This is a genomic window from Sinorhizobium terangae, from assembly GCF_009601505.1.
GTDB classification, from domain to species: Bacteria; Pseudomonadota; Alphaproteobacteria; order Rhizobiales; family Rhizobiaceae; genus Sinorhizobium; species Sinorhizobium terangae.
Window position 1 is genome coordinate 19,589 of the sequence record NZ_WITC01000078.1, and the last position, 16,706, is coordinate 36,294.

17 protein-coding genes are annotated in these 16,706 nt (G+C 62.5%); 11 read left to right on the forward strand and 6 right to left on the reverse strand.

The genetic code is table 11. The features are described 5' to 3' along the window. Positions 1–10: 10 nt before the first annotated feature. Positions 11–1,105 carry a LacI family DNA-binding transcriptional regulator gene (locus GHK62_RS19080; protein WP_167528301.1) on the reverse strand — a complete coding sequence of 365 codons (1,095 nt, stop codon included), beginning with the start codon at positions 1,103–1,105 and terminating at the stop codon, positions 11–13. 161 nt (positions 1,106–1,266) lie between these two features. On the opposite strand from GHK62_RS19080, the gene GHK62_RS19085 reads away from it, so the two are divergent. The 5 genes from GHK62_RS19085 to GHK62_RS19105 all read left to right on the forward strand — a co-directional run bounded on the left by GHK62_RS19085 (position 1,267) and on the right by GHK62_RS19105 (position 6,794). Continuing rightward, positions 1,267–2,250: an ABC transporter substrate-binding protein gene (locus tag GHK62_RS19085; protein ID WP_153440697.1), complete on the forward strand. Its 984-nt coding sequence runs from the start codon at positions 1,267–1,269 to the stop codon at positions 2,248–2,250. Positions 2,251–2,396: 146 nt separating this feature from the next. Next, positions 2,397–3,890: a sugar ABC transporter ATP-binding protein gene (locus tag GHK62_RS19090; RefSeq protein WP_153440698.1), complete on the forward strand. Its 1,494-nt coding sequence runs from the start codon at positions 2,397–2,399 to the stop codon at positions 3,888–3,890. Between the two features lies 1 nt (position 3,891). Beyond that, a complete protein-coding gene (locus GHK62_RS19095) occupies positions 3,892–4,896 on the forward strand; it encodes an ABC transporter permease (protein ID WP_153440699.1) in 1,005 nt (334 codons plus the stop codon). Between the two features lie 11 nt (positions 4,897–4,907). Further along, a complete protein-coding gene (locus GHK62_RS19100) occupies positions 4,908–5,894 on the forward strand; it encodes an ABC transporter permease (protein WP_153440700.1) in 987 nt (328 codons plus the stop codon). A gap of 57 nt (positions 5,895–5,951) precedes the next feature. Then, positions 5,952–6,794: a phytanoyl-CoA dioxygenase family protein gene (locus tag GHK62_RS19105; protein WP_153440701.1), complete on the forward strand. Its 843-nt coding sequence runs from the start codon at positions 5,952–5,954 to the stop codon at positions 6,792–6,794. An 88-nt stretch (positions 6,795–6,882) separates the two neighbouring features. On the opposite strand, the gene GHK62_RS19110 is transcribed toward GHK62_RS19105, so the two are convergent. From GHK62_RS19110 to GHK62_RS19130, 5 genes are all read right to left on the reverse strand, one after another. After that, the gene (locus GHK62_RS19110) at positions 6,883–7,794 is read right to left on the reverse strand and encodes an SMP-30/gluconolactonase/LRE family protein (protein ID WP_153440702.1); all 912 of its coding nucleotides are present in this window, start codon (positions 7,792–7,794) and stop codon (positions 6,883–6,885) included. A gap of 173 nt (positions 7,795–7,967) precedes the next feature. Next, positions 7,968–8,507, reverse strand: coding sequence for a 3'-5' exonuclease family protein (locus GHK62_RS19115; RefSeq protein WP_153440703.1), 540 nt, complete (start codon positions 8,505–8,507; stop codon positions 7,968–7,970). Between the two features lie 148 nt (positions 8,508–8,655). Beyond that, positions 8,656–9,669 carry an NAD-dependent epimerase/dehydratase family protein gene (locus GHK62_RS19120; protein WP_153440704.1) on the reverse strand — a complete coding sequence of 338 codons (1,014 nt, stop codon included), beginning with the start codon at positions 9,667–9,669 and terminating at the stop codon, positions 8,656–8,658. A gap of 92 nt (positions 9,670–9,761) precedes the next feature. Further along, entirely contained in the window at positions 9,762–10,526 is a 765-nt protein-coding gene (locus GHK62_RS19125) for a pyrroline-5-carboxylate reductase (RefSeq protein WP_153440705.1), read from the reverse strand. Further along, positions 10,527–11,246 (reverse strand): GntR family transcriptional regulator, encoded by a 720-nt coding sequence (locus GHK62_RS19130; protein ID WP_184108483.1) that lies wholly within the window; start codon positions 11,244–11,246, stop codon positions 10,527–10,529. Positions 11,247–11,445: 199 nt separating this feature from the next. Here GHK62_RS19130 and GHK62_RS19135 point away from each other — a divergent pair, with 199 nt between their 5' ends. The 6 genes from GHK62_RS19135 (at position 11,446) to GHK62_RS19160 (ending at position 16,687) form a co-directional block, all read left to right on the forward strand. Beyond that, positions 11,446–12,279 carry a substrate-binding periplasmic protein gene (locus GHK62_RS19135; RefSeq protein WP_153440706.1) on the forward strand — a complete coding sequence of 278 codons (834 nt, stop codon included), beginning with the start codon at positions 11,446–11,448 and terminating at the stop codon, positions 12,277–12,279. A gap of 71 nt (positions 12,280–12,350) precedes the next feature. Continuing rightward, positions 12,351–13,130, forward strand: a complete 780-nt coding sequence (locus GHK62_RS19140; protein ID WP_153440707.1) for an amino acid ABC transporter ATP-binding protein — start codon at positions 12,351–12,353, stop codon at positions 13,128–13,130. A gap of 9 nt (positions 13,131–13,139) precedes the next feature. Next, a complete protein-coding gene (locus tag GHK62_RS19145; protein ID WP_153440708.1) occupies positions 13,140–13,802 on the forward strand; it encodes an amino acid ABC transporter permease in 663 nt (220 codons plus the stop codon). Between the two features lie 11 nt (positions 13,803–13,813). Beyond that, positions 13,814–14,479, forward strand: coding sequence for an amino acid ABC transporter permease (locus GHK62_RS19150; protein ID WP_153440709.1), 666 nt, complete (start codon positions 13,814–13,816; stop codon positions 14,477–14,479). A gap of 30 nt (positions 14,480–14,509) precedes the next feature. Continuing rightward, the gene (locus GHK62_RS19155) at positions 14,510–15,388 is read left to right on the forward strand and encodes a dihydrodipicolinate synthase family protein (RefSeq protein ID WP_153440710.1); all 879 of its coding nucleotides are present in this window, start codon (positions 14,510–14,512) and stop codon (positions 15,386–15,388) included. Between the two features lie 63 nt (positions 15,389–15,451). Beyond that, positions 15,452–16,687: an NAD(P)/FAD-dependent oxidoreductase gene (locus GHK62_RS19160; RefSeq protein ID WP_184108482.1), complete on the forward strand. Its 1,236-nt coding sequence runs from the start codon at positions 15,452–15,454 to the stop codon at positions 16,685–16,687. Positions 16,688–16,706: the final 19 nt, after the last annotated feature.

The following is a 16,706-nucleotide window of genomic DNA, read 5'->3' on the forward strand; positions in this document are numbered from 1 at the left end:
CTCCTCTGCGTCAGCGCCTGCGTGCGGACGCGTGCGAGAGCATCGCGGTCGTCCCCCGTTGGACCAGCGGCCCATCGACCTTGATCGTCATGGGACGCGGCCTTTTTCCATGGATCGCCATATCGATCAGGATTTCCGCCGCCTTCTGGCCCATTTCATAGTTCGGCAGCACCAGCGTCGAGAGTGGCGGATGCGTGTAGCGCGCAAGTTCCTGATCGTCGTAGCCCATCACCGACAGGTCCTCTGGCACGCGCAGCCCGCGCTCGGAAGCTGCCTCCAGCACGCCGATCGCCATCAGATCGTTGCCGCAGAAGATCGCGGTCGGGGGATTTTCCATGGCGAGCAGATCGAGGCCCGCCTCGTAGCCGCGTAGCGGCAGCCAGTCGCCGTCGCGCACCAATGCCTCGTCGAAGGCGACGTCGGCCGTGGCGAGCGCCTGCTTGTAGCCCTTGAGGCGGTCGACCGCGGCGTCCATCCACGGTTCGCCGTTGATGAAGCCGATGCGTCGATGTCCGAGCGAGGTCAGATGCGCCGTTGCCGCGAAGCCGCCGGCGACCTCCCCCGGCACGATTGCCATATGCTGGCGCGGCTCGGCATAGCAGTTCAACAGCACAGTCGGAATGTTCGCGAGTTCGGGCGGGACGCTCACCTTGCGGGTGAAGATGGTCGCGTAGATGACGCCGGCGATCGCCGGGTCACGCAAAACGGCGCGCAGCACCGCGCTCTCCAGGTCAGGGTTGGAACGGGTCGCGTGGGCGGAGACGAGCAGGCCCTGCTCGAATGCATAGTCGCGAATCCCGTCGAGGCTGACGACCGGATGCGGGCTCGTGGAGATCTCGTCGACGACGAAAGCGATCGTATCCTTCTCGATCGCGGGCGCTTGGGCGAGATCCTGTCTTGTGTTGGGCAGCCTGTAGCCGATCTTTTGCGCTGCCTCGCGCACGCGCGCCCTGGTTTCAGCCGAAATGCGGGCGCCGGACATTTCGTTGAGAACGAGGGACACGCTCGACTGCGACACGCCGGCGATGCGCGCCACGTCCGTCATCGTCGGCCGGCCACCGCTCGCTTCCTTCCGTGTCACGTTGCGCCCGTTGTCTTTTGCCATTTCGGCCCCCTGCCGGCGCTGCAGCGCCGCATTGATTTTTTGCAAGTGCTAATAACTTTAGCCTTGACTGCTAATATTATTAGCGCAAGGTTTGCCCATGTGAAGCACAAAGTGCTCGCATCCGGTAGAGGAGTACCGGCAAACCGGGAGGAGAACTCACGATGAACAGGATTTCACGTCGCGCCTTCATGCTTGCCGCTACGGCGGCCGGCGCAATCGCCGTTGCCGGCACGGTCGCCTTCGCTGAGCTGCCGACGCTGGCACAGAAGGAAACATACAAGGTCGGCTTCGCACAGACGGAGTCCAACAATCCCTGGCGCATCGCCCAGACCAACAGCATGAAAGCCGAAGCTGAAAAGCTCGGCCATCAGCTGGTCTACACCGATGCCGCGGGATCCGCCGCCAAGCAGGTGGCCGACGTCAACTCGATGATCGCACAGGGCGTCGATCTGATCTTCCTCGCACCGCGCGAAGAAAAGCCCCTGATCCCGGCGGTCATGGCCGCCAAGAAGGCCGGCATTCCCGTCATCCTGCTCGACCGTAGCGTCGACCCGGCGCTTGCAAAGGCCGGGGAGGACTATGTCACATTCATCGGCTCGGATTTCATCGAGGAAGGAAAGCGCGTTGCCGAGTGGCTGGTCAAGAATGCCAACGGCAAATCCAAGATCATCGAGCTTGAAGGGACAACCGGCTCATCACCCGCCAATGACCGCAAGAAAGGCTTCGACGAGGCCATCAAGGCGGCAGGTGGTTTCGAGATTGTTGCCTCGCAGACGGGCGATTTCGCACGCGACAAGGGCAGGCAGGTCGCCGAAGCCCTGCTGCAGGCACACCCGGACGCCGATATCGTCTATGCGCACAACGACGAAATGGCGATCGGCGCCATTGCCGCCATCGAAGCGGCCGGCAAGGTTCCGGGCAAGGACGTGCTGGTCCTGTCGATCGACGGCGGCAAGGAGGCGGTTCAGGCCGTGATCGATGGAAAGATCGCGGCGGTCGTCGAATGCAACCCGCGCTTCGGGCCTAAGGCTTTTGAGACGATGCTGCGCTATGCCAAGGGTGAGAAGATCGATCCCTGGGTCATAAATGAGGACAAGTTCTACGACTCGTCCAACGCGGCGGCCGAACTCGCCAACGCTTACTGACACCTGCCTTATCCCGGCCGGCGCGGCAATGCCGCTCCGGCCATTGGCGCGATGCAACGAAAGCTCGGCGTGATACAATCAGCTATGCCCAGGCGGCAATTGTCGGCGGTCGGCGGCAGAAGACAGATCGGCATCCGGAGGGACTAATGCTTCTGTCCATGCAGGGCATTTCCAAGTCGTTCAATGGCATTCCCGCGCTGCGCTCGGCGTCGCTCGAAGTGGGCGAAGCCGAGGTGATGGCGCTTGTCGGGCAGAACGGCGCCGGCAAGTCGACACTGATCAAGATTCTCACCGGCGCCTACCGGCGGGACGAGGGGTCGATCGTCTTTGGCGGAAACGAGGTCTCTTTCTCCATGCCCGCGGAGAGCCAGGCCCAGGGTATCGCGACCATCTACCAGGAGATCAACCTCGCGCCGCAACGTTCCGTTGCCGAAAACATCTATCTGTCGCGCGAGCCGCGCCGGTACGGCTTGATCGATCGCCGGGCAATGCGAGAGGGTGCCACTGCGGTCCTTAGAACCTTCAACCTGGAGATCGATGTCGAGGCGCCGGTCGCGCGCTTCAGCGCCGCCACCCGTCAGATGGTGGCGATCGCCCGGGCCGTCACGCAAAACGCGCGGCTGGTCATCATGGACGAACCGACCTCGTCTCTCGATGAACGGGAAGTGGCCATTCTTTTCGAGACGATCCGAACGCTGAAGCGCCGCGGCGTCTCGGTCATCTTCATCGGCCATCGTCTCGACGAGCTCTACCGGATCTGCGACCGCGTCACTATCATGCGTGACGGGAAGACCGTCGCCACGAGCGCAATGGCGGACATGCCCAAGCTGGCCCTGGTGCGGCACATGCTGGGAAAGGAGCTTGCGGCTTTCGAGGCGATCGCGAAGGACGCCGACGAGAGCACGCAGAGATCCGTGCGATTGTCGGTAGAGAATGCCGGCTCCGGCGTCCGTGTCCGCGATGTCAGCCTTACGGTTCGCGAAGGGGAAATCTCAGGCCTTGCCGGCTTGCTCGGCTCCGGCCGAACAGAAACCGCGAACCTGATCTTCGGCGCCGATCGGATGGAACGCGGCGAAATCCGCTACGATGGCGAACCGCGCTCGTATCGCCAGCCCGCGGACGCCATCGCCGACGGCATTGGGTTCGTTTCCGAAGACCGGAAGGTCGACGGCATCATCCCCGACATGAGCATCCGCGAAAACATGACGCTCGCGCTTTTGCCGAAACTGAACCGCGCCGGCATCATCGACCATGCACGCCAGGACGAAATCGTCGAGCGCTATATCTTGGCGCTCGGGATCAAATGCGCCTCGCCCGACCAGCCGATCAAGGAACTTTCCGGCGGCAACCAGCAGAAGGTCCTGCTGGGCCGATGGCTCTGCACGGATCCGAAGCTCTTGATCGTCGACGAGCCGACCCGCGGCATCGACATCGGCGCGAAATCGGAAATCCTCCGCCTCTTGCGTCGGCTCGCCGATGAAGGTCTGGGGGTCCTGATGATTTCGTCGGAACTCGAGGAACTGTTGGCCGCAGCCGACCAGGTTACCGTCCTCAGCGACGGAACCTCGGTTGCCGTCCTCCCGCGCAAGGACTTGAGCGAGGCGGCGCTTTTCGCCGCCATGGCGCACCAGGTGGAATAGCATGACGACGATCGAAACGCAGGCCGGCGCAAACACCGTCCCCTCGGGCAAACGTTTCTTCAGTTTGGCCGGGCGCTACGGCACATTCGCCGCCTTCCTTGCGCTGATCCTGTTCAACGTCGTCTTCACGCCGAACTTCCTGTCGCTGCAGACGCTCAACGTCAATCTCACCCAGGTTGCGACCATCGTGATCGTCGCGATCGGCATGACGTTGGTGATCGCCACCGGCGGCATCGATCTCTCCGTCGGCTCGCTGATGGCGATTGCCGGCGCCCTTGCACCGATGATCTTCATGGGAACGCTCTTTCCGATTGCCAACATGCCGGTCGCGGTGGCGCTTGCGCTCGTTATGCCGGTCGCCGTCACCGGACTGCTCGGTCTGTTCAACGGCTTTCTGGTCACCCGCTTTGCGATCCAGCCGATCATCGCGACGCTCGTGCTCTTTATCGCCGGCCGCGGCATCGCGCAGGTCATGACCAACGGCAACCTGCAGGTTTTCAGGAACGAAGGTTTCCAGTTCATCGCGATGGGACGCGTCGCCGGCATTCCCGCGCAGGTGATCCTGATGGCGGTGATCGCGGCGATAGCCTGGGCGGCGATCCGCTACACGGTCTTCGGGCGGCAGATCATCGCGGTCGGCGGCAACGAGAAGGCAGCCCGGCTAACCGGCATTCCCGTGCACCGCGTCAAGCTCTTCGTCTACATGATCAGCGGCGCGCTTGCGGGGGTTGCCGGCCTGATCGTCGTCGCGCGCAATTCCGCGAGCGACGCCAACCTCGTCGGTCTCGGCATGGAGCTCGATGCGATCGCCGCAGTCGCCGTCGGCGGCACGCTGCTGACCGGAGGCCGGGCGAATATCATCGGCACGGTGATCGGCGCGCTGGTCATCCAGCTCGTGCGCTACACCCTGCTTGCCAACGGTGTCCCCGACGCCGCCGCGCTGATCGTCAAGGCGGCTCTGATCGTGCTTGCGGTGTTCATCCAGCAGCGCGCCGGAAAGTCGTGAAGGAGGTATCGATGAACGCGTTGCTCAAGGCTCTTGCGCTCAGATCTCCCGGCGACATGGCTCGTCTCGGCGTCATCCTGGCGCTGCTCGGCCTGATCCTGTTCGGAGCGCTGCGCTACGACAATTTCCTGTCTCAATACAACATCCTGAGCTTCCTGCGTTACAACTCGATGTTCGCCCTGATCGCGCTCGGCATGGCCTTCGTCATCATGACCGGCGGCATCGATCTCTCCGTCGGCGGCGCGGCGGCCATGGCGAGCGTTATCGCGGCGCTGTTGTCGCCCCATCACTGGGCGGCAGGTCTTTTCGGCGGTATCGCGGCGGGCCTTGCCGTCGGCGCGCTCAACGGCTTCATCGTCACCGCCATGCGCATCCAGCCCTTTATCGCGACGCTCGCGACCATGCTTGCGGCCTACGGGACCGCCTTGCTGCTTGCCGGCAATCAGTCGGTTTCGGTTTCCTACGACAGCGGCTTCACGGAGATTGGCCAGGGCGATTTTTTGGGCTTTCCCATCCCGGCCTGGATTGGCCTTCTCGCCTATATCGCCGGATGGCTGGTGCTGGAGCGCCTGCCCATCGGCCGTCACATGCTGGCGATCGGCGGCGGCGAGGCGACGGCTGCGCTGATGGGTCTCAAGGTCAGGCGAACGCTCATCGCCGTCTATCTCGGCTCCGGCGCGCTGGCGGGGCTTGCCGGAGTCATACTTGCTTCGCAGTTCGGCGCCGGTCAGCCTACCGAAGGTGTCGGCTGGGAACTCTTTGCGATCGCCTCCGTGGTGGTCGGCGGCACGCTTTTGACCGGCGGCTCCGGCTCCGTCGGCGCGACGCTGGCGGGCGCGCTGCTGCTGGCGATGGTGTTCAACATCCTGAATTTCGAGAACGGCCTCGGGTGGATTTCGCTTTCCGCCTATTGGCAATCCGTCATCCGGGGCGGCTTTCTACTCATCGTCGTTGTCCTTCAGGCACGATTAATGTCGCGCCGAGAGGAAAAGGCATGAGGCGTGGTCGAGACCGACGCTCCGCGCCGGGGAGACCCGAAACGAAGAGGAGATGCAATGCAAACGGCAAATACACACGAAGCCGACTTTGATTTCGCTGCGGCCGTCGAAACCCTGCAGCGGGACGGCGTCACCGGGCTGAAAGGTGCCTTCTCGCGTGAATGGGCGGAGGCGATGCGCGAGGACATGATGACAGCGTTCTGGTCCGCCATTCAGCGGCCGGGCGGCGCCGTCGGTCGTGGCCCGCGGCGTTGGTATGTCGAGATACATCCGCAGGATTTTTCCGGCTTCGTCGATCTCGTTACCCACCCCTTTGTCGTCGGCATGTGCGAGGCGGTTCTCGGCCCCGACTACCAGATCGTCGAAATCGGTTTCGACGTGCCGTTTCAAGGCGCCAAATACCAGCCGTGGCATCGCGACTTCCCTTCGCCGCCCGACACCTATGTCGAGCATCGCATCACTTCGCTTGCCTTCAACCTGACGGGCGTCGACGTCACCGAGGACATGGGCCCGTTCGAGGTCGCTCCGGGCACACAATGGCTCGACGGTCGCGAATGGAAACACGAGATGTTTCCGCCCAAGGAAGAGTGGCCCGAGTTTCAGAAGCTCGCGACCCGCAAATATCCGAAGCTCGGCGATATTTCGTGCCGCTCCGCGCTCACCATCCATCGCGGGACGGAGCACGGCTCCCCGATCGCCCGCCCCGTCATGGTTCTCGGCGCCGACGCACCCGGCGCAGGCCACGCGGAATTGCACGACATGATGGTGACCAAGGACTATTACGACGCCCTGCCGGAGGCGGTGAAGAAACATCTGGTGTGCAGGGTTGTCGAAGAGTTGATCCCGGTCACTCAGAAGCATGATATCGAAGGTTTGGTGATGGGTTCGACACCGACCTGATCGCCTTGCAACACGCAGCGCCGCGCGCCTTATCAGACGAGCGCCTTGAGGGCTTGGCGACTTCAACGGGCGATCGCGTGGTGCCCGTTTACGGACGCTGCGCGCCGTTCGTCTTCACATAGATCGAATAGAGCGACTGGGTGGCGGTGATGAAGAGGCGGTTCTTCTTCGGGCCGCCGAAGGTGAGGTTCGATACCGTCTGCGGCACCAGGATCTTGCCGAGCAGCTTGCCATCCGGTGCAAAGCAATGGACTCCGTCGGCCGCGCTGCACCACAGGTTCCCGACAACGTCAAAGCGGAAGCCGTCCGGATTGCCGCTGTCGATGGAGCAGAAATAGCTGCCGTTGCCCAGTGTGCCATCTCCGGCCACATCGAAAACTCGGATATGGCTCGGGACCTCATGCTCGGCCGATCCGGAGTCGGCGATATAGAGCCGCTTTTCATCTGGCGAGAAGGCGAGGCCGTTCGGCTGGATGAAATCGGTGACCACGGCGACGATTGCGCCCGACACGGGGTCGATGCGATAGACGTTACGCGTCTCCTGTTCGGGCTCTGCCTTGTGGCCTTCATAGTCCGAGATGATGCCGTAGGTCGGGTCGGTGAACCAGATCGAGCCGTCGGAGCGCACGACAACGTCATTTGGCGAGTTCAGCCGCTTGCCCAGGTAGCTGTCGGCGAGCACGGTAATGCGGCCGTCATATTCGGTGCGCGTCACGCGCCGCCCTCCGTGTTCACAGGAGATCAGCCGGCCCTGAAGGTCACGCGTATTGCCATTCACATAATTGGAGGGTGAGCGGAAGACCGAGGCGTGCCCTTCCGGCGACCAGCGCATCATCCGGTCGTTTGGAATATCGCTCCAGATCAGACAATTGAGGTCGGAAAACCAGACCGGCCCTTCCGCCCAACGGCAGCCGCGATAGAGCTCTTCCAGCGCGGCGCTGCCAACGATCAGGGAAATAAAACGTTCGTCGCGGATGTCGTAAAGCGGGTTTTCGGCCAAAGCGCTATTCCTCCCACGTCCTGCTGCCATTTCGCAGCGTCAAATCACACGGGGCCCACCGGCCCGGCTGCGCACAGCGATTGTGTCTGAGGAGTATCAATCTCATTGCTGACACTCAAGCAAGCGCGCGTGCGCCGCGCTCACTCATGGATATCTTTTTCCCCAGATGGTCGTCATGACTTCGAAGCCAGAGCAGTCGCCTCCTGTCTGATGAGCCGCCAGCGTTCCAACTCGAGCATGGCATCGGGGAGGGCGCGGTGGGGCCTTGTCGCTGGCTGCGTACGCGCCGTGACCGCTGACACGATTTCAGCAACGACCGTCTCGGCTACGTCGCGACCAAGCACAGCTCTCGCGGCGTCGGCAAAGGCGTCATCGGACACGTTGAGCCGAAGAGCATGCCGCGGAAAACCCGCGGCTCGCAGGAGCACGCTGAGCCACTTGCCATCCCAGGACGGCGCGCTCGCATACAACCGGTGGCCGGACAGGCTCTCCACCATTTCGGCCGCGATGATGTCGACGGATACACCCTCCGTCTCGAGTTGGCTTCTCGATATCCCGTGCACGGCTTCAGGCTCCGCGGCCCAATCGTCCCATGCGGCAGCCGGGCGGATAAGGCTCGTCCGCGCGTCGCCATTCTCGAACACCCAGGCGACTTCAATCGGAAAGCTGTTTTTCGCAAGCGACGATGCTTCGAAGTCCAGGAACACGATCATTCAAGCTACCTAGAGCCGTCTTGGCGCATGCATCCCCGCATTAAGCCCAACCGGCGCGGCTCGGTCAGGGCACGCAACTGAGCACATCGCTTTCCGGTTCGATCAACCATTTCCGCAAATGATGGTGGCGAGGGAACCCAAGAGGCCATCAAATGGAAATGTGCTTCACGCCGGCTGTTGCAAGCGCTTGATCATCGACAGCATAGTCAAAGTAGTGCGCAGGATACACGGCGAGCTGGGGAAGCACCTCCCGCCAGTCCCGGTCTTGCGTCGCTGCGATCAGCCAGCGCACGGCGCGCCCGACTCCTTCTGCATAGGTTGCTTTGCTCGGAACAGAAGAGGCGCAGACGATCGGCTTTTCGACCGACCACGGCGTTACGCCGCGGGTCGGAGGATAGGGCACGTCGGGAAGCCCCAGAAGATCGGCATGCCGGTCCATGGAATCCATGATCGCGCGAGCAATTTCAGCGACCGTCGGCGCGTCGGCGTCCACGACGTTCAGCACCTGCGACTGGTCGGAGTTCAGCGAGAAACACACCGCCTCAGCGATCGCCTGCGTCGAGGTCGTCTGAAACCGGCTACGGCCGCCATAGGCAAGCGGGATGCGCCTGCGACCATCGAGCAGACGCTTTACGAACCACCATTCCCTCGCGTGCTTGCTGTAAGGGCCGTGGATCGCGCAGGGTCGCAAGATCGTGACCGTAGCGCTCGCTCCATCCAGGATACGACGTTCGATCGCGGCTTTTCTCGTTGAATAGGTCTGTGGTCCCGGTTCCACCGTGCGGTGATTCTCGTGGATCGGCACCGGGAAGGCGGGAAAGCCGCACTGACTTGCCTCGTCAAGCGTCCGGCCCTGCGCATCGCAGTAAACGCTGGCGCTGGAGATCACAGCCAGGCGTCCGACATCATCCTGTAGCTCCAGCAACTGATCAGCATGTCGTTGATCAAAGGCGATGCAGTCGAGTAGCAAATCCGCTCCGCCCGCAAGCGCTTTGCGAAATGCATCGCGGTCCTCGCGATCTACGCCAACGTGCTGCCACGGACCAGAGATTGGCGGCGGCGCTCGACTGACCAGCCGAACCTCCCAACCGTCGCGGGCGAGGCGCTCCGCCACGGCAAGGCCGATCTGACCGGTCCCTCCGATGATAGAAGCAGTGGACATGGCCATATGGTTTCATACTGCGGCATTGCCGTCCATGCATGCTGGTTCTGATTGTCGTTACCATGCGGAAGCGGTCGTGAGCTTACGCCGTGTTATCCTTGGACACGGCGCAGCACCCGCTCGAGCGCATCAGTCAGCACCCGTGTTCCGCCGTGGTCGAAATCTTCGAAAACCTGCTCATTCAAGCCGCCTGGCGTCGAAAACTCACGCCTCAAAATGTCCAGTGGCGTTTGATCGGCGCGGACCGCTGTCTGCGCCAGGCTCGCAAAGAGCGGCGCCAGATAGCTACGTGCCTTCTCGCGGGCCATACCTTTCTCGGCCAGCCAATCGGTCGTGCGATCGAGGATGCCGAAGTAGGTTCCCATCAGGGAACTGGCGACGGCGAGCAGGTCATATTCGTCCTTCGTCTCGCATTCCACTGCACGGCCGATCGCGGCGAAGATCGCGGCAATCCGGGCGTTGGGCGGGTAAATCGCGGTAACGCCTTGCCGGTCGGCGACGAAGGGGAGCGGGATCGCCTGGGTGAGTTCGACCTCTTCCCCGATCCAGGTCATGAGCTTCGAACGATCCGTTGCCGCGATGACGCTGACGATGGTCTGGCCCTGCCGGAACGCCAGTCCGCCGATAACCTCTTCCGCGATCTGCGGCCGGACGGCGAGAAACAGAATGTCGGTCTTATCGACGACTTCCTGATTGTTCTTGGCGATCCGCACCGACGGAAACCGGCCCGCGAGCCGCGCGGCGGTCTCGCGGTTGCGCGGCGAGACGAGGATCTCCGCGACATCAAGATCGGAGCCGGCGATGCCCGTTACCATCGCCTCGGTAATCGCACCTGTGCCAACGAAACCGATACGCATCTATTCCGCTGCCTTTCGCCGCCCGAGAGAGACGTCCGTCGTGTAGTTCTCGCGCATGAAGTCGATGAAGTTCTGCTGGAATTGGCGCGTGTGGGCGTGGGCCAGCTCGTCGGCGAGGTCGACGTTCTTCGCCCGGATCGCCTCGAGCATCTGGTTGTGCTCGTCGGTCAGGAGATAGCCTTCATGCGTTCGTTCCAGATATTCGAAATGCAAGTGCAGCATGCGCTGGCCCTGGTTCAACAGCCGCTCGTAGAACGAAGCAAGGTAGAGATTCTTGCCGGCATGGGCGATCGCCAGGTGGAATTGCTTGTTCGCTTCCGACATCTGCAGGTGGTTGCCGGTTTTCACGGCCGCCTCGAATTCCTTCTGCCGCCTGGCGATCGCCTTCAGATCGGCGTCGGTCCTGAGCTCCGCTGCAAGCCGCGTGTTCATACGCTGCGCGATGTCGAGCGCCTCCACATATTTCGGGAAGGTTGCGACCTCGATCGGGGCCACGATCGTGCTGCGGTTCGACAGCGTGACGACCAGCTCTTCGCCGGCGAGCCTGATCAATGCTTCGCGGACGGGCGAGCGGGACATGTCGAACCGTTCGGCGAGCGTATTCTCGTCAAGGAGCTGGCCGGGGGGCAGCGTGAGCGCCAGGATCTCGTTTCTCAGCGTCTCGTAGACGCTTTTCCAGCCCGTACCCTTGGCCCGCTTGGTTTCCGCTTCGTCAGACACTTAGGTCCCTTTCCCATCATCCGGATTCATAAGGCCAGATTGGTCCTGCGCTGACAATGTAATTTTTCCGCTTGACTTTGTCGACACAAAGACGACATCATCTCGTGTCGACTTAGAGACGACACCAAATCGACGAAGATCGGCTGAAGCCGACGAGAGGAACCGCGCGTTACGCGCACGTCAAACAGAGGAACTGACGATGCTGTCGAAGATGCTTTCGCCCGTCCTGCGGGCGCTGCCTGCGCTTGCCCTGATCACTGGTCTTTCAACCACCACTGCTTCCGCCCAAACGGCCGATGGCTATTGGCAAGGCGTGCAGAAGGCAGGCGTCCTTCGTTGCGGCGCGGCCGTTGCCCCGCCCTATGTCATGCGCGACCCGGCGAGCGGCGAATATTCCGGCTTCTTCGCCGATCTCTGCCGCGAATTCGCGGACGCCTTGAAGGTCAAGCCGGAGTTCGTCGATACGACCTGGGACAACATCGTCGCCGGCCTGCAGGCGGGAAAATGGGATGTGTCGCTCGCGCTGAACAGGACGCCCGCCCGCGCGATGGCCGTGCAGTTCTCGATTCCCGCGATGGAGTACCAGATCTCGCTTGCCTACAATAAGGGGAACCCGAAGATCCCGGCCGGAGCGACCGCGGTTGCCGATATCGACAAGAAGGACGTGACGCTGGCGGTGATGTCGGGGACCGCCCAGGACAAGGCGATCACGGCCGCGGTTAAGAACGCAACGATCCTCCGGTTGCCGGGCAATGACGAAACGCGTCTCGCCGTCGTCTCGCGGCGTGCTGACATCCTCGTCGATGCCTCCGACACCAATCAGCTTTTCACCCAGTCCAACCCTGACTGGGCAGTAGCGCTCAATCCGAAACCGGCGCTGGCAAAGCAAGGCGTCGCCTTCGGCTTGCCGCATCAGTTGTCGGCCGCCGATGTCGAGGTGGTGAACATTTTCCTCGAGGAAAAGGTCGCAACCGGTCACGTGGACGAACTGATCCGCAAGGCTGTCGATCAGGTGTTGAAGAGCACGCAGTGACGACAGCCCGGCCGGGCGCGGGCACCGTGCCCGGCCACGTTCACCCCTTCTTTTGACCAGTGAGATCGGCAATGACCATGTCCTTCAGTGCCCCCCTTGTCAAAATCCAGTCGCTTCACAAGAGCTACGGACCGCACATCCAGGTTCTCAAGGGCCTCGACATCGAAATGAAGCCCGGCGAAAGGGTGGTCGTCATCGGCCCGAGCGGCGGCGGCAAGAGCACGCTGCTGCGCGTGATGATGGGCCTCGAGAAGATCGACCGCGGCTCGATCAGCTTCGGCGGCAAGCCCTATATCTCGTCTCAGGGGACCGACAAGAAAACCGTGATCGACACCGAGGTGCGGCGCTCGATCGGCATGGTGTTCCAGCACTACACGCTGTTCCCGCATCTCACCGTCATCCAGAACCTGATCCTTGCGCCTTGCAAGGTCAGGGGTGAAAACAAGGGCAGTGCCACCAGGCGCGCTGAGGCGCTGCTCGAGCGTTTCGGGCTTGGTGCGAAAGCGGGTGGTTACCCGGCGCAGCTTTCCGGCGGGCAGAAACAACGCGTGGCGATCGCCCGCGCCCTGATGCTCGATCCGAAACTGATGCTGTTCGATGAAGTGACCTCGGCCCTCGATCCCGAACTGGTTGCCGAGGTCGAGCAGGTCATCCTGCAGCTTGCCCGCCAGGACATGCCGATGATGATCGTCACCCACGACATGTGGTTTGCGAAGAACATCGCCTCGCGGGTGATCTTCTGCGCCGGCGGCGTGGTCGTCGAGGATGGGCCGCCGGAGCAGGTGCTCGGCTCGCCCAAGGAAGAGCGCACCCGCGAGTTCATCGATCGCGTCTTCCATATCCGGCACTAGGAGGGCGAGATGGGTTACTCCTTCGACTTCCAGTCCATCTCCTTCGCGCCGCTCTGGGAGGGACTGATCGTCACTCTTGAGCTGACGGTTGCCGCCAATCTGATCGGCGTGGTGCTCGGCTTTCCGCTGGCGCGTCTCATCATGAGCCGCCTCGCGCCGATCCGGCTTCCGGCGATGCTTTTCGTCGAATTCTTTCGCTGCACGCCGGCGATCGTGCAGATCGTCTGGTTCTTCTACTGCGTGCCGATGCTGTTCAACGTCTTTCTCGGTTCGATGACGATGGGCATCCTGGCGCTCGGCCTCAACCTGATGGCTTTCAATGCCGAGGCCTATCGCGCCGCGATCCAGGCCGTTCCGCGCGAACAGCTCGATGCCGGCATTGCACTCGGTCTCAATCCGCTCCAGCGCACGCTCTATATCGTGCTGCCGACGGCGGTTCGCGCCTCTGTCCCCGTGCTGCTCACCAACGGCATCGGCATCTTTCAGCAGACCGCCCTGGTCGCAATCGTCGCCGTGCAGGACCTCATGTACCAGGCGAAGACGCTTGCGACCGAGACCTATCGGCCGATCGAGACCTTCACCATCGTCGCGCTCGTCTACTTCGCCGTCTCGTTCCCCGTCTCCCAGATCGTCGGCTACCTCGAGCGCCGCCGCCAGCTGATGATGAGCTGAGGAGAAGACCCATGGCTCTCGACTTCTCCATCGTCCTTCGCTTCCAGAATGCGCTCGCGCTCGGTCTCTGGATGACGATCAAGCTGACGCTGATCTGTGTCGTTCTCGGCTGCAGCCTCGGTTTCTTCATCGGCCTCGCCCGGACATCGCGCAGCGCCATTCTGCGCGCGGTTTCCAGCGTCTATGTCGAGTTCTTCCGCGGCACGCCGGTGCTCGTCCAGCTCTTCTGGATCTTCTTCTGCCTGCCGCTGATCCTCGGCGTCGAGCTCTCCAATCTAACCTCCGGCGTGATCGCACTCACCCTCTATATGGGTGCGATTACCAGCGAGACCTTTCGGGCGTCGTTGAAATCAATCGGGCCGGAGCAGCTCGATGCCTCTGTCGCGCTGGGCCTTTCGCGCCGCGTCCAGGTAACGAGCGTCATCCTGCCCCAGGCGGTGCTGCGCGCCGTCCCGACGCTTCTCTCCAACTGCGTCAGCCTGTTCAAGGAAAGCGCGCTCGTCTCCGCCGTCGGCATGGCCGACCTGATGTTCGTCGGCCAGAACATTTCCAACAACACGGCGCGCCCGATCGAGGTGCTGACGGTGGTCGCCCTGATCTACTTCGTCATCGCTTTTCCTCTGACCCGTGCCGTCACGCTCGTCGAGCGGCGCGTGCTTGCCAAACTCGCGATCTGATCGCGGCCGAATTTGAAAAGGAGACCTTCGATGAAACTCTCTGGCGTTATGCCCGCCCTCATCACCCCGTTCGACGCGAACAATAGGGTCGACTTCAAGGCTTTTGAAAAGCTTCTGGCACATCTGCGGGAGGCCGGTGTCACCGGCTGGGTTCCGAACGGCTCGACCGGGGAGTATTTCAGCCAGTCCACGGAAGAGCGACGCGATGTGCTGCAATTCGTCAAGGATTTTGCCAGGCCGGGCGAAACTCTGATCGCCGGCACAAATGCGCCCGCCACCCGCGAGGTTATTGAGCAGACCGCGATCGCCAATGAGATCGGCTATAACACTGTGCTACTCGCGCCGCCATTCTACACCCGGCCGACGCAAGCCGAACTGATCCGGCATTATGAAACCGTCCTCGACGCCGTCGACGTGAACCTGGTCCTCTATTCCTATCCGGCCAAGGATGGCTCGGACATCAGTTTCGAGCTGATGGACCATTTCGCCGACAATCCGCGGGTGATCGGGATCAAGGAAAGCTCGGGCGTTTTGCAGCGCGCGATCGACATCGCCAGCCGCTACGAAGGCCGCATTCAACTGGTTTCCGGCTCGGACGACATCGCGCTCGACTTCATGTTCTGGGGAGCAGAAAGCTGGATCTGCGGGCCGGCGAACTGCATGGCCAAAGCCTGCTGCGATCTTGATAGCATCTTCAGATCCGGCGATCTCTCCAAGGCGCGGGCGCAGATGAAAACGCTCTACCGGGCGATGAACATCCTCGAAAGCGGTAAGTTCGTGCAGAAGATCAAATATGGCTGCGAGCTTCAGGGCCTGCCCATGGGCGAGTGCCGCGCGCCGCTCGGACCGCTGACCGACGATGAAAAGGCCGAGTTCCGGGCAGCCATGGAGCCGATCCTGAACTGGTAATCGCCGCCGGAGGGTGTGGAAATTGCCCTCCAGCTCTCCAACCTGTTTTGTCGAGGACAGCTCGTGTCTCCTATCGCAGTCGTCGGCGCCGGTGTGATCGGCGCGACCATCGCTTTCGAGCTTCAGCGTCGCGGACGGAGCGTCGTGCTGATCGACCGGGAAGGCCCCGGCAAGGGCGCTTCCTACGGCAACATGGCCTCGATCGCCGTCACTGAGTTCATGCCCGCATCGCGGCCGGGAATCTGGGCGCAGATGCCGACGTGGCTCCTCGATCCGGAGGGGCCGGTGCGCATCCGGCCGTCCTACCTGCCGAAACTCATGCCCTGGTTCCTGCGCTTCCTGGCGGCGAGCCGGCCGTCGCGCGTGCGAAAATTGGAAGCAGCAGGCGCGGTGCTTTGCCGCCGTGTCCACGAAGACCTCGATTTCCTTCTCAAGGCGGCCAGTCTGTCCGACATGCTGACGGCGGAGGGATGTCTGAGCCTCTATGCGAACGAGGCCGAGTTCAGGGCGGATCGCGAGCATATCGAAGTCCTGGAGCGCTTCGGCTTCCGCCACGAAGTCTTGAGCGGGAACGCGATCCGCGACCTTGAGCCTGCAGTGACGTCAAAAATCGAAAAAGCGGTGCTCTTTCCCGACAACCGTTCGATCCGCGACCCGTACCAACTGGTCGTCAAGCTTAGCGAAAAGTTTCTCTCGTCGGGCGGAAGGATCGAGCAGGGCGAGGTTATCGGCTTCGATCACGGCGGCGGCGTCAAGGCTGTCCGCCTCAAGGATGGCCGCTCGATAGCTGCTTCGGAAATCGTGCTTGCAGCCGGTGCCTTTACCTGCAAGCTGTCGCGGCTGCTCGGCGAGCCGATCCCGCTCGAAACCGAGCGCGGCTACCACACCCAGATCATGGCTCCGGGCATTTCGATGCGCCACTCGATCATCTGGCCGGCGCGCGCCTTCATGGTGACGCCGACGGCCGGCGGCATTCGCGTCGGCGGCACGGTGGAGATGGCTGGGCTCGACGCCGCGCCGGACTATCGGCGGGCGAAAGTGCTCGTCAAGCGCGCGAAGGGGGCCCTGCCGGATCTGCGGGTCGAAAAGGCGACGGAATGGATGGGCCATCGCCCGGCGCTTCCCGATACGGTGCCGATCATCAGCCCTTCGGCAAAGCACCGTGGCGTCTTTTATGCCACCGGCCACGGCCATCTGGGCCTCACCTACGCGGCGACGACCGCGCGGCTGGTCAGCGATCTCGTGACCGGTGCGCCGCCGCCGATCGATCTCAAACCATATCGCGTCGACCGGTTCTGACGTCAGGCCCGCCAGCGAG

What these genes read in the sequence shown, in the direction of transcription:
- GHK62_RS19080 (WP_167528301.1), bottom strand. Translation starts at nt 1,105, where the DNA reads ATGGCAAAAGACAACGGGCGCAACGTGACACGGAAGGAAGCGAGCGGT.
- GHK62_RS19085 (WP_153440697.1), top strand. Translation starts at nt 1,267, where the DNA reads ATGAACAGGATTTCACGTCGCGCCTTCATGCTTGCCGCTACGGCGGCC.
- GHK62_RS19090 (WP_153440698.1), top strand. Translation starts at nt 2,397, where the DNA reads ATGCTTCTGTCCATGCAGGGCATTTCCAAGTCGTTCAATGGCATTCCC.
- GHK62_RS19095 (WP_153440699.1), top strand. Translation starts at nt 3,892, where the DNA reads ATGACGACGATCGAAACGCAGGCCGGCGCAAACACCGTCCCCTCGGGC.
- GHK62_RS19100 (WP_153440700.1), top strand. Translation starts at nt 4,908, where the DNA reads ATGAACGCGTTGCTCAAGGCTCTTGCGCTCAGATCTCCCGGCGACATG.
- GHK62_RS19105 (WP_153440701.1), top strand. Translation starts at nt 5,952, where the DNA reads ATGCAAACGGCAAATACACACGAAGCCGACTTTGATTTCGCTGCGGCC.
- GHK62_RS19115 (WP_153440703.1), bottom strand. Translation starts at nt 8,507, where the DNA reads ATGATCGTGTTCCTGGACTTCGAAGCATCGTCGCTTGCGAAAAACAGC.
- GHK62_RS19120 (WP_153440704.1), bottom strand. Translation starts at nt 9,669, where the DNA reads ATGTCCACTGCTTCTATCATCGGAGGGACCGGTCAGATCGGCCTTGCC.
- GHK62_RS19125 (WP_153440705.1), bottom strand. Translation starts at nt 10,526, where the DNA reads ATGCGTATCGGTTTCGTTGGCACAGGTGCGATTACCGAGGCGATGGTA.
- GHK62_RS19135 (WP_153440706.1), top strand. Translation starts at nt 11,446, where the DNA reads ATGCTGTCGAAGATGCTTTCGCCCGTCCTGCGGGCGCTGCCTGCGCTT.
- GHK62_RS19140 (WP_153440707.1), top strand. Translation starts at nt 12,351, where the DNA reads ATGACCATGTCCTTCAGTGCCCCCCTTGTCAAAATCCAGTCGCTTCAC.
- GHK62_RS19145 (WP_153440708.1), top strand. Translation starts at nt 13,140, where the DNA reads ATGGGTTACTCCTTCGACTTCCAGTCCATCTCCTTCGCGCCGCTCTGG.
- GHK62_RS19150 (WP_153440709.1), top strand. Translation starts at nt 13,814, where the DNA reads ATGGCTCTCGACTTCTCCATCGTCCTTCGCTTCCAGAATGCGCTCGCG.
- GHK62_RS19155 (WP_153440710.1), top strand. Translation starts at nt 14,510, where the DNA reads ATGAAACTCTCTGGCGTTATGCCCGCCCTCATCACCCCGTTCGACGCG.